We start from the raw sequence: 12,311 nt of genomic DNA on the forward strand, positions 1-12,311 counted from the left end.
TAAAATGGTTACATGCTATCTGAAATATGTTCTTGACCCTTATAAAATAAATGAGTTCGAAGAATACGGTAAGATGTGGATTCGATTAGTTAATAAATTAGGCGGTGCACATCAGGGGTATTTCATCCCGCATGAGGGTGCTAATAATATTGCTTATGCATTATTCACTTTCCCAAGTTTAGCAGCATATGAAGAGTACCGAGTAAAAATGGCATTGGATGCCGAATGTCAAGAAGCATATAAATTTGCAGAAGAGACTAAATGTATTTTAAGTTATGAGAGAAGCTTTATGCGTCCTATATTCGAATGAACATACATTAAATTTGAAAAATATTCTATCCAAACCTTGTTAAGCTAACAGGTGCTATACTTCAATACCCGGGGTTGCTGCTGCAACCTTTTTGTATGAAAACACAATAGTAAAAAAGCCATGCTAAAATAAACCCTCCAAATTCTCATTTTTTTTGATGGGCGTAAATGTGCTATGTCGTTATTTAACTGGTTATGCAGGTTGTTGTTCAGATGGAGCGATTGTATAGCCTTTCTTTTTTAGGTATTCGATCATTTTTAATTCTTTGTTATTTTGTTTTTCTTCAAGGTAATTTGAGCCTAGTTCATGATAAGGTTCTCCTGTTTTTAAGATGTTGTAAGTAATCGTTAATAGTAAATGGGCAGAAGCGATTCGTCCCTTCATTTTTCCTTGCCGTTTGGTAATCCTTTTTCGATGTGAAGCAATTCGATTATTTTGCCTTGATGTCGCTAATACACATTCTACGGCCATCGTTTTTAAAGCTTTATTTCCTTGTGTGGTTTTACTCGTTTTTTTTTACCTGCACTTTCGTAATTTCCAGGACTCACACCAGCCCAAGAGGCAAGATGTTTAGCTGACTTAAATACGGACATATCAACACCCATCTCCGCAATAAAAGTAGCTGCCGCAGCTTTGTTCACACCAGGTATACCATCCAATAATTCTACTTCCTTACGATAAGGGGACAGGAGTTGATCAATTTGTTTTTCTAATTCTTCTATGGTTTCTTCTAAATAACCCATATGCTCCCAATGGTAACGCAACATATCACGATGATGACGGCGAATACGACCATTAATTGCATTGGCAATGTCAGTAATACTTGCTTTTGTTCGCCAATCCACCATTTTTCGAAGACCATCGGTCTCTATTCTTTCACCATTTAGAATCGCTTCAAGGATACGGCGTCCCGATACACCAAAAATGTCTGATAGAACGGATGTTAGCTTGATATTAGCATCTTGAAGAATTTTGTGAATGCGATTCTGCTCTGAGGTGCGATGATGAATCAATTTTTTTCGATAACGAGTAAGATCTCGTAAATCACGAATATCCTCTGGTGGGACAAAATTGCTTTCAATAAGTCCGCATCTTAGAAGCTTGGCAAGCCATTCGGCATCTTTCACATCAGTTTTACGCCCTGGAACATTTTTGACATGCCTGGCATTGGCAAGAACAAGGTGAAAAGATCCTTCGAGTATATTCCATATTGGTTTCCAGTAGACTCCGGTACTTTCCATCACAACATCGGATACCTGAAGGGTAGCTAGCCAATCACTTAAAGCCAACAGTCCCGTTGTTGTAGTTGAAAAAGTTTCAATAGAGGTTTTTGGCTTTTTTTCTAATGGACCCAATAATACGCAGGCTACTACTGTTTCTTGGTGTACATCTAGGCCAGCACACCGTTCAATCATTGCTTCCATAGGAGAATCACCTCAATAAAAGATTAACAATACATATGACAGGAGATTTGTTGCAAAAATTTTTGTATACGTACTAGCAGTACACTAAATGGTTCTTCAATACTGTCACAACCAGTTTCTTATACAGGGTATCTTCCTTAAGATCCACCAAAAAAGGTTCAGCCTGGTTGTATTGTTATCACCATTATTGTCAACGGTTTAATGGGTTAGACTTTATTTTGGGGTAATTAGCAGGGTTTCGTGATAGATGGTGGCGGCGAGGATCGCCGCCATAGAAGTTTCTTATGCAACAAACGGCTCTTTACTTCAATAAGGAAGGTTGCTAGGCAGCCTTTTTTATGGAACGAACGTGGCAGTATAGGTGAATATATAAACTCCAACTATGAAAAGGTAATGATATATTCCATCTAGCTCCCTAAATCCTTCTATTAGTATCATAGCTTCGCATGTAATACGTGATCATTGTTCCGACCAACCTGATCATGTTTATACAAGTAGTGGGTGAACCGTTTACCTGCCTGGGTCCAATCCCCACGGGCAGGTACGTTCTAACCCGGCAATCGTTATCATATTTCGAGATGGAAATTGGTCAACCAGAAAAAAACTGGTTGACCTTATAATACGAAAGGGTGCAGGTTAGTTCCATTAGAAATATGGAATGAATTAGATGGAAATGTGTCAATAATAGGAGGAACGATAAATTAATAAAAAACCTCGATTCAAATTAACGTCATGAGTGAGCCACCAATAGCACCGGTTATCACTATTAACCAAGGCGGCAATTTCCAGTACACAAGCATACTGAATAAGATGGCAGCAAAAGCAAAATCTATAGGATCTAAGATGGAGGAAGTCCAAATGGGATTATAAAATGCCGCAATCAAGATGCCTACAACTGCTGCATTTACTCCCATTAATGCCCCTTTTACTTTAGAATTACGGCGTAATGTGTCCCAAAATGGCAATGTCCCTAAAATAAGAAGAAATGCAGGTAAGAAAATAGCGATCGTTGCTAATAAGCCACCTTGCCATCCATTCCTCACGGCACCTATGTACGCTGCAAACGTAAATAATGGTCCTGGTACAGCTTGTGTTGCACCATATCCAGCAAGAAATGCCTCTTCATCTACCCAGCCAGTAGGGACAAATTCACGTTCAAGCAATGGCATGACTACGTGTCCTCCACCAAACACTAAAGAACCAGACCGATAAAAGCTATCAAACAGAGCAATCCAATCTGATGAAGTAACTTCCCGTAAAATTGGAAGTAGAAACAGTAATCCGAAAAATAAAGCTAAACTAACTAATCCGACACCACGCGAAATCGGAAAATGAACGTTAGATTCATAACTTTCGTCGTGTTGTTTATAAATTAGAAAACCAATCAATGCAGCCAGTATAATAATACCAACCTGCACATATGCAGTCTGCCAAATCAAAGTCCCAACCAAGGCTATTAATGCAATTGTCTTTCTCTTTATATCTGGAGTTAAATTTTTGGACATCCCCAAAATGGCCTGTGCAACTATGGCTACGGCTACTATTTTTAATCCATGGATCCAGCCTTTATTTGAAACATCCATTCCTTGGAGAAATAATGCTAATATTACTAACGCTATCACCGAAGGCAGTGTAAAACCAAGGAAGGCTAAAATTCCACCGATGAAACCTCCCCGCATAACTCCGATTCCAATTCCAACCTGACTGCTAGCTGGGCCAGGTAAGAATTGACACAAAGCAACTAAATCAGCATAACTTTTTTCATCCATCCATTTTCTTCGTCTAACATACTCATTATGAAAGTAACCTAAATGTGCTATTGGCCCACCAAACGATGTTAAACCAAGCCTTGTCGAAACTAATAGTATTTCAAATAGTGACTTAAAACTTCTGTTTGCTTTATTTTGATCCACTAAAGTATTCCTCCTATAAAATTACTTTAAAAGGTTCATAAGCTTTCTTTCTAGCTACCATAAAACTGTATTTCCTTTTTCAGATGTCGATTATTACTTTCTTATTTTCCAATCGGCTTTTCGTTGCTCTTTTATTAAAGGTCCATCAGATTCCATTGTGTGAAAAAAGTTATATAAAGTACCTGAACTGATGATAAATCCGTGTTCTTTAGTACTTCGAGCATCCTAAGACCGAAGATAGGGGATTTAATATGTATATCTGTATTAATCCAAGAAAAAGTTTGTAAATCTCCTTTTATTACCATGATTTAACCTTCGGACTATCCAATACCAATACCGATTATCTATCTAGAAGTATATATTTAGAATTCCTTTAGTTCTTAATTCCAACAATTAATTTACATACTCTTAATAATTTGCTCATCTAAAAAATCTTGTTGAACTAAAAGTTGCTTTTTTTATGCAACAAACGAGTAAGGTTAGTCCGACAAAGAAAACTATCGGGGCAGGTTAGTGGAAGTACAGATCTAATATCACCTATATAAGCGTGGTCATATGGAAAAACCAGTTGGATCCGGATAATGGCGGGCGTTGATGCCATTTTAATTCCTTCATAACGTTCATAATGTAAATGGAAAGAAAATAACGAAAAAGCTGAATGCAAAAGCCCGCTCAAGACGGCCCCTGTAATCAGCTTTTTTATATTCACTATAGCATCCAGCCGGTTTGAAATAATTCCGGCATGACTGCATCCTGAATTTCAAACATGTATATTGAGTTGCTTACGTAGACGCTGCATTTCAGAATTGAAATAGGCTTTACTGTAGTCGCATCCGACAATGGCAACGATATTGCCGTCATCATCAATTATTGGCGCAAAGCTCGTTTTCCACTCACCGTACCTGTCTTCGTAAATGGGAGTAACACCCGCTTTACCATTAAACGCTTGGTAAGCGACATTTACCATTTCCGGGGGACCGATATATTCTTCCCCCGGTTCAATTACAAAGCCTTTGTCTGCAACGAGGTGAATCAGACGTCCATCCTCCGTCATGATAAATATGAAGACCCATTCAATTACGCCTTCTTTTTCTTGAATCAGGGTAAGCTTTTGTTTCAATTTTTGGGAATGGGAAGTTTGCAGGTTCATCTTTTTTTGTAGACTGATAACCTCATCAGCTGGAATGATAGCTGCAGTTACAACGGCAACGGAACGAAGCCGTTGATTTATTTGTTCTTCTAAAATGGCCCGTTTATTCACTGGTGAAAAGCTTGCCTCTTCAATTTTATTACGTAATTTTTTATATTTCCTGCTCATGGTCGGCTGGCTGACCTCCAATACCTTTGCCGCTAGTTTTAATGATTTGTATTGTTCCATTGCCATGTTGATCAGTTGTTCCTCTACAAGGTCGACTGCTTCTTGCAACGGCATTAGAAAATCGATGACAGGTATTGAAGTGGGTTTGGGCCCTTTAAAAGGAAGGACCTCTTTAACCAAAACAACATCGACTTCCGGTATTCCGCTTGTAATCACAAGCCTTTCAACTGTATTTTCAAGTTCACGCACGTTACCGGGCCATTGATAGATACATAGCAAGTCGATTGCATCCGGGGTGAAGGCTACCTTTCGTTTGTATAGCGTATTGTACTTTTGTAAAAAAAATTGAACCAGATGGGGGATTTCATCTACACGATTCCTAAGCGGCGGAAGATGGATGGGTACGACATGAAGACGATAATATAAGTCTTCTCGAAATTCACCTTTTTTCACCATTTTTTCGAGCGATTTATTTGTTGCGGCAATCACTTGAATATCAACAGGGTGTGAGGTCGTACTGCCAATTGGGGTGACAACGCGTTCCTGAAGGACACGAAGCAGTTTTTCCTGTACGTTAGGCGGTAACTCGCCCACTTCATCCAAGAATAAGATACCCTTATGTGCAAGTGTGAATTTCCCCTTGGCCCCGTCTTTCCTTGCGCTGGTAAAAGCCCCTTCTACGTAGCCAAACAGTTCGCTTTCAATCAAGTTTTCCGGGATGGCGCCGCAATTGACTGGTATAAACGGTCCGTCGCTCCTGTTACCCATATTATGTATGGCCCTGGCAGCTATTTCCTTTCCGACACCGGATTCCCCTAATAAAAGGACTGTTGCGCTGACATCACAGACCATTTGCATTTTATGAAGAACGTCTAGCATGGGTTTACTGCGGATCACAAATGGAAAAGATGGCTTCTTCGATTCCAATAATGGCCCCGATTGCCCCACTGATGTATCTGGGTAAGAGTCTTTAATTTCTTTGTAGGCCCAGACCCATGCCCCTGATTCAATCGGGTATGCCGTCACCAGCACCTCTGGACCCTGCCATGAGGACTGCATGAAACTTTTTTTTTCATTTTTGCCCATTACCTCTTCTGCCAAGCTCGTAGAAAATAAATCTTGTTCAACATCTTTGATAGAACCACCGACATTAGCAGATTTGATTGTATGGAATAAGGAGTTTCCTGTTCCGGTCGACTTCAGTATGGTGCCATTTTTATCTGTCACAATAAGCTGATCGTAAATAGACAAGAGTGCAGAGGTGAAGTGATCCATTTATGTCTACCTGCCTTTCATTTAACTTCCTAGATTCAATATTACAGAAATTTCACAATTGTTCAATAGTTTCAGAAATGAATATTCTTCCTATTGAAAACCTTGTAAGCATAGTGTTTCTGATTGGCACGGTTATTGCAATAAAGTAAAGAGAAGGGACTAAAAAGCACGATTGCAAAGGAGGGAGAAGCTATTTTGAATAAAGAGAATCAGTTTCAACAGAATATCAATTCAGAGGATCCCTTTATTAAGAGTCTATATTCAGATTTGAATGAGCGGATCATTGCGTATGAACAGGAAGATGCCGTGAAAATCGACAAAATGAAATGGAAGGCGACAGGCTCTATTTTTTTCATGATTTTAATCATTGTCTACCTGGTCTATTCACTTGTTTAAAGTAGTTTTGTTAAGATCCCCCAGAACAATAACAGCCTTATTTCCAAGCAATGCAATCATTATTTTATAGTTGGGAGAGAAGCGTGTGAGTAAAGAGAATTCCTCCATTTCAAAGGATGTGGCCTTTGGCTTTTTACCGGCAAGTAAAAGTGACCGGATTTTTAACCTTCGGGATTTAATTTTAGTTCAGGTTGTTATTGGCCTCTCATCTTTTGGGCTGTTAACTGGTGGATACACAGGTACAATGCTTGATGCGAAGCAGTCACTTGCAGCGATTTTATTCGGTAACGCCTTCCCTATGCTGTTGATTGTTCCCATTACCCTGTATTTTGCGCGTTATGGCATAGACACTTTTGTAGGGTTTCGAAGTTCACTAGGGTATATAGGATCCAATATCTTTTTCTTTGTTTTCCTTATTTTGACTCTCGGCTACATTTCCATTGCGCTTTTCATGTCTGGCCAGGCGTTAGCAGAGGCTGCTAATTGGATGGGGATGCCGGCCCTTTTCTCAAGTCAAGCAACGGGAGCGCCGTTTTTCTCAATTTTACTCTTTTTCTGTGCATTTCTTGTAACGGTGAAGGGACCGGTAGCGATTCAAAAATATACCGCAGTTGCCGTTCCGGTTTTTATGGTTCTCATGTTTGGCCTTCTCGCAATAGTCTTGTTTGGACAGGGATTCACGAAAGTTGCCAATATACTTCCTTCTGAGCCGTTTGAAACGACTTCCCGTTCATTCGCGACTGCCCTGGAATTAAACATCGGTCTCGGCTTCTCATGGCTTCCATATCTTGGCCAATACAGCCGTTTATCTAAAACGGAAGGAGGAGCATTTAAAGCAGGATTCTACAGCTATGGAATCATCGTCAGTATCGCTGCTTTAGTTGGGGCCCTTGCTGCATTAGTCGCAGGTTCACTTAATCCTTCTGACTGGATGTTTTCAATCGCAGGAAGTTGGGGCGGTTTCATTGGCTTGATTTTACTTTCGGTAGGGAATGTCGGTGCAGCCATTTTCCTTATGTACTCACAAGCTGTCAGCTTTAAAACTGTATTCCCGAAAAAGTCATGGATGATAGCGATGGGTACAACCGTACCAACTATATTCTTACTTTTAAGCTCAACGTTCTACGATGCATTTGGTTCATTCATTGCTGTCATTTCTTTTATTATGGCTGTTCTTGGCGGCATTGTCGTTGCAGATTACTTTTTTGTAAAGCGCCAACGCATTTCAATAAGGGATTTGTATGATACGCAAGGCTCTTATACCTATTGGAAAGGCATTAACCCGTCTGCAGTTCTCACAGTGGTTATTGGAACGATCGTATACTGGGCACTCTATAATCCATTGACTTTTGAAGCAAGTGACTTTTTCCTTTATTCGGCTGCCGGAATTCCCACATACTTTGTTGCTTTAGTCACCTACTATGCATCTTCTAAATACCTTTTCCGTTTTGAAGTTGACATGGAGCGTCCTTCCGTTGAATTAAAGGAAGCTAAATAGAAAAAAACGCACTTTAAAAAATCTAGGGAACGAGAGGAGATTGTTCAATGTTTACACAAAGCTTAGATTTCAAAACAACTGATTTAGATACATTCCCATTTCCATTCACTTCAGGTAACTATCGTTATTCAAACGACTTGAAACGACTCTCAAACATTAACTGTATCGAAGTCACACCAGAATACAAACTCCAAGTAGAAACGAAGCGTCGTCTCCTTCAAGAACAGCCGCATATAAGGTTTCAATCTTTTTCACACACATTAGAAATGCAATGGGAGGTACTGGAAATGCTTGTCGACATGGCAACCGATCGCTATCCGGAGCATTTCGAGGTCATTAAAGATGGAGACAACTGGACTTTCAAAAACCACATCTTCGGGGAATCCGATTCATTCGTATATGGCGATGCCAGCACGCTTCCAAATGAGCCGCTTGATTATATAGGCCGCCATTTCCACAATGATTTTGTGTTAATGGTTCATCGCGATAGTAATTTCTATTTGGAAGTGGGGCAAGTTTCATACGCCGCGCTCTTCTCAGCTAACTGGAATAAAGGCATGTCCTTTGATGAAATCCATGCACCAGTTCCATTTGTATCGCGGAAAGGCGACGAACTGGCAGATCGCGTTCGTAAGTTTTTATTATCCATTGAGCCAGGAAAGCCATGGACACGCATCAACTGGAACCTGATGGCGGACCGTTGGGATGTCAACTATGAAACGATGGATGTATGGGGACCGCAGCGTTCTGGGATAACACCAGAAAATGCAGGTAAACTTGTTCGTTTGCGTGTTGAAGAACAAAAGTTTTATCGCATGCCACGAAGCAACGCCATTCTATTCGTATTGAATACGCAGTTCCTGCCACTAGAGGATTTGGCATTGCGCCAGGAGTGGTTTGATCTGACATATAGCGTACTGCAGGATATTCCGGAACCTATGGCTGAATACAAAGGGATTGCCCCGTTTCTTCCACAATCGGTTGAATATTTGAGGCGCATTGATGATGAAAAACAAAAAGCGAAGATAAACAAAAAGTAGGGGGATAGGGCCTTGTACAATAGTCCAGTATTGTTTGATAAATCCATTACGATCGTAAATCAATTTACTCCTCGGAATGAACGAAGGAAGTTTGTCATCATTTCTGATCAAGCCGGATATGAAAAGGCGAAAAGTTTCACTTCTGAAATTGCAGGTACAGTACCTTTTGAAGGTCTTTCCATTAACGGAATGGAAGATAAAGAGGAGATTAAGAGAGTCATTTTGTCACAAAAGATGGGCACCCAATTTTATATTGCGGCTGCATGGAAAAATGCCGTTATGGTCTTCTCGCTGGGGGTAGAAGCTGGTCTATCTGAGGATGAGATCCAGACGGTGATTATCGGGCCTAAACGAAGGTACGTATATTGCATGAAATGTTTCGAAGTGTCGGAAGTCGCAGAAGAAGCAGAGATTGCAGAATGTGACCAGTGCAGAGCCAGTCTTGAAATAGGTCCTTTTTATTCAATCGTACGGGAAGGTTATATAGGTTACCCATTCATCCCAATCGGAAAAGAAGAAGAAGTAGGGAGCTGATCATCATGCGGGTAGTAGGAAATATTCAAATGAAAGTAAACAAGATCATTCAAGAAACTCCATTCGTGAAACAGTTCGAGTTGATACCAGTTGATAGAAAACCGTTGCCTGCATTTACAGGCGGTTCGCATTTGACCACTTTCATGCCAGCCGGAGATACGATATTCGAGAGAGAATACTCCATCATCAGCAATCCAAGAGACCGCAAAAAATATGCAATTTCCATTCGTCGTGACGAGGCGTCTCGCGGAGGTTCCGCTTTCTGGCATGATCATGTAAAGAAAGATTCCAGGTTGGAAGTCAGTTTCCCTAAAAACAACTTTCCTCTAAGCTTTCGAGCTAAGCATCATGCTTTTTATGCAGCTGGAATCGACATCACCCCATTTTTGGCAATGATGGAAGACATGGCTGCCGAAGGGCAAACCTTCGAACTCCATTATGCAGCACGCACACCGGAGTTATGTGCTTTTTATGATCTGTTGAAAGCCAAATATCCTGATCAATGTACATTTTATTTTTCGCAGGCAGAAGACAAATGCAGAATGTTGCCTGAGACGATGATGGATCATCGCATTGGCACACATGTATATTTTTGCGGACCACTAGAGATGGTACAAGAGTATCGAAAAGCTGCAAGTTCATATGGGTATCCGGAACATGCGATCCACTTCGAATTATTTGCGACAAAAAATGATGGACCGCAAGATCCTTTCATTGTCGACCTTACAGACAGCGATCGGTCCATCAACGTTAATGAGGGTGAAACATTGCTTGAAGCCCTTTTAAGGGAAGGAATAGATGCACCTTATTCTTGTAAAGTGGGCGGTTGCGGAAGTTGTGAAGTAGATGTCGCAGAAGGGGAAGTAGACCACCGGGATAACTTCCTTAGCGAAGAAAACCGTCAAACACGCAACTCAATACTGACATGCTGCTCACGTGCGAAGGACGACAGACTTGTTTTAAAACTTTAATCATTCTGTACAGGTAAAAAAAATAATGAAAACCGGAGGCATAAAACATGACAATTTTAGAAACGGCAGTTTTAGAGCTAAAAAATTACATCGACGGTAAGTGGCAGTCCTCATCTTCAAATGAAGTAATCCCGGTAATTAATCCTGCAACACAGGAAGTCATTGCAAGGGCACCGCGTGCCACCAAAGAAGATACAGAAATGGCAATCTCAGTTGCGAAAGCAGCTTTTGAAAGTGGAGTATGGTCAGGCTTAACAGCGCAGGAGCGTGCTTCCTACCTATATAAAATCGCAGATAAAATTGAAGAACGTGCGGAAGAGTTAACGATTCTTGAAACAATGGACAACGGGAAACTTAAAGCAGAGGCAGGTTTCGATATTGCCGATGCAGCCGCGTGTTTCCGTTACTATGCGGGCTTAATCCTTCATCCTGAAGGGGAAACTTACCAAGTTCCCGCTCCTGTTCAAGCGATGGTTGTTCGCGAGCCAGTAGGAGTAGCCGGTTTGATTGTACCTTGGAATTTCCCTCTTCTAATGAGTGTTTGGAAAATCGCACCGGCCCTTGCGGCAGGTAACACCATTGTGTATAAACCGGCTGAATTGACTCCTGTCACAGCTATGAAATTATTTGAAATCCTAGAGGAAGTGGGCATCCCTAAAGGTGTGGCCAATATGGTGATGGGCCGCGGGACTGTTGTCGGTCAAACAATTGCAGAAAGCAAGGATGTAGACATTGTTTCGTTTACAGGAAGTACAGATGTTGGCCGCACAATCATGAAAGCGGCCGCGGGCAACTTAAAGAAAATTTCCCTAGAGCTTGGCGGTAAATCACCTAACATCGTTTTTGCAGATGCAGATTTAGAGACGGCCGTCGATTACGGATTGTTTGGCATCTTCTTCGGTGCCGGCCAAGTTTGTTCATCAGGTAGCCGCATTCTTGTTGAAGAAAGTATTTATGATGAATATGTAAAACGCTATGTGGAACGCGCAAATAAAATCAAAGTAGGACCTGGCCTTGCGGAAGACAGCCACATGGGGGCAATTGTTAGCGAAGCACAAATGAATAGCATTTTGAACTATATTGAAATCGGCAAACAGGAAGGTGCGACACTTGCAGCAGGCGGTTACCGTCTTGTTGATGACGGTCTTGACAAAGGATTCTTCATTGCACCGACTGTCTTCACTGATGTAACGCCTGACATGCGCATCGTCCAAGAGGAAATCTTTGGTCCAGTTGTTGTCATCCAAAAGTTTAAAGATGAAGAAGAAGCTATTAAACTTGCAAATGATACAGACTATGGCCTTGCAGGCGGCGTCTTCTCTAACGACGGGGCAAAAGGACTGCGAGTGATCAAGAAGGTACGGGCAGGCATCACCTGGGTAAATGATTATCATCCAACCTATGTCGAGGCGCCATGGGGCGGTTACAAACAGAGCGGTATTGGACGCAGTTTAGGAAAATACGGCTTGGATGAATACCAGGAAATTAAACAAATCAACATTAATCTCGATGTAAAACCGGTTGGCTGGTTTCCAAATTAATCATAGAATTAGAGAGAAAGCAATTAACTTTCCATAATCAAATCAAAGAACCTAATCCAAATATGGATTAGGTTTCAGTTTGTAACAAAAG

Annotated in this window: 11 protein-coding genes; 7 read left to right on the forward strand and 4 right to left on the reverse strand. The window is 41.0% G+C overall.

The window, feature by feature from the left end; genetic code table 11:
* The first annotated feature begins 4 nt into the window (after positions 1-4).
* The gene (locus QUF94_RS11260; RefSeq protein ID WP_289315931.1) at positions 5-310 is read left to right on the forward strand and encodes an NIPSNAP family protein; all 306 of its coding nucleotides are present in this window, start codon (positions 5-7) and stop codon (positions 308-310) included.
* A 192-nt stretch (positions 311-502) separates the two neighbouring features.
* Here the strand turns inward: QUF94_RS11260 and QUF94_RS11265 are convergent, their stop codons facing one another.
* The 4 genes from QUF94_RS11265 to QUF94_RS11285 form a co-directional block, all read right to left on the reverse strand.
* A complete protein-coding gene (locus QUF94_RS11265; RefSeq protein WP_289314828.1) occupies positions 503-781 on the reverse strand; it encodes a hypothetical protein in 279 nt (92 codons plus the stop codon).
* A 5-nt stretch (positions 782-786) separates the two neighbouring features.
* On the reverse strand, positions 787-1,734 hold the full coding sequence (locus tag QUF94_RS11270) for an IS110 family RNA-guided transposase (RefSeq protein ID WP_289314829.1): 948 nt from the start codon (positions 1,732-1,734) through the stop codon (positions 787-789).
* A 719-nt stretch (positions 1,735-2,453) separates the two neighbouring features.
* The gene (locus tag QUF94_RS11275) at positions 2,454-3,647 is read right to left on the reverse strand and encodes a chromate transporter (protein WP_289315932.1); all 1,194 of its coding nucleotides are present in this window, start codon (positions 3,645-3,647) and stop codon (positions 2,454-2,456) included.
* A gap of 760 nt (positions 3,648-4,407) precedes the next feature.
* Complete coding sequence (locus QUF94_RS11285) at positions 4,408-6,216, reverse strand: sigma 54-interacting transcriptional regulator (RefSeq protein ID WP_289315933.1); 1,809 nt, start codon at positions 6,214-6,216, stop codon at positions 4,408-4,410.
* Between the two features lie 219 nt (positions 6,217-6,435).
* Between QUF94_RS11285 and QUF94_RS11290 the strand changes: the two genes are divergently transcribed.
* From QUF94_RS11290 to QUF94_RS11315, 6 genes are all read left to right on the forward strand, one after another.
* Positions 6,436-6,636 carry a hypothetical protein gene (locus tag QUF94_RS11290; protein WP_289315934.1) on the forward strand — a complete coding sequence of 67 codons (201 nt, stop codon included), beginning with the start codon at positions 6,436-6,438 and terminating at the stop codon, positions 6,634-6,636.
* 85 nt (positions 6,637-6,721) lie between these two features.
* Entirely contained in the window at positions 6,722-8,134 is a 1,413-nt protein-coding gene (locus QUF94_RS11295; RefSeq protein ID WP_289315935.1) for a purine-cytosine permease family protein, read from the forward strand.
* Between the two features lie 47 nt (positions 8,135-8,181).
* Positions 8,182-9,174: a heme-dependent oxidative N-demethylase family protein gene (locus tag QUF94_RS11300; protein WP_289315936.1), complete on the forward strand. Its 993-nt coding sequence runs from the start codon at positions 8,182-8,184 to the stop codon at positions 9,172-9,174.
* A 12-nt stretch (positions 9,175-9,186) separates the two neighbouring features.
* Positions 9,187-9,708, forward strand: coding sequence for a hypothetical protein (locus QUF94_RS11305; protein WP_289315937.1), 522 nt, complete (start codon positions 9,187-9,189; stop codon positions 9,706-9,708).
* Between the two features lie 5 nt (positions 9,709-9,713).
* Complete coding sequence (locus tag QUF94_RS11310) at positions 9,714-10,679, forward strand: PDR/VanB family oxidoreductase (RefSeq protein WP_289315938.1); 966 nt, start codon at positions 9,714-9,716, stop codon at positions 10,677-10,679.
* A gap of 47 nt (positions 10,680-10,726) precedes the next feature.
* Positions 10,727-12,220 carry an aldehyde dehydrogenase family protein gene (locus QUF94_RS11315; RefSeq protein WP_289315939.1) on the forward strand — a complete coding sequence of 498 codons (1,494 nt, stop codon included), beginning with the start codon at positions 10,727-10,729 and terminating at the stop codon, positions 12,218-12,220.
* Positions 12,221-12,311: the final 91 nt, after the last annotated feature.

The sequence above is a fragment of the Peribacillus sp. NJ4 genome, assembly GCF_030348345.1.
In the GTDB taxonomy this organism is placed as follows: domain Bacteria; phylum Bacillota; class Bacilli; order Bacillales; family DSM-1321; genus Peribacillus.

Coding starts and splice junctions, on each gene's coding strand:
- QUF94_RS11260 (WP_289315931.1), top strand. CDS start 5: ATGGTTACATGCTATCTGAAATATGTTCTTGACCCTTATAAAATAAAT.
- QUF94_RS11265 (WP_289314828.1), bottom strand. CDS start 781: ATGGCCGTAGAATGTGTATTAGCGACATCAAGGCAAAATAATCGAATT.
- QUF94_RS11270 (WP_289314829.1), bottom strand. CDS start 1,734: ATGGAAGCAATGATTGAACGGTGTGCTGGCCTAGATGTACACCAAGAA.
- QUF94_RS11300 (WP_289315936.1), top strand. CDS start 8,182: ATGTTTACACAAAGCTTAGATTTCAAAACAACTGATTTAGATACATTC.
- QUF94_RS11310 (WP_289315938.1), top strand. CDS start 9,714: ATGCGGGTAGTAGGAAATATTCAAATGAAAGTAAACAAGATCATTCAA.
- QUF94_RS11315 (WP_289315939.1), top strand. CDS start 10,727: ATGACAATTTTAGAAACGGCAGTTTTAGAGCTAAAAAATTACATCGAC.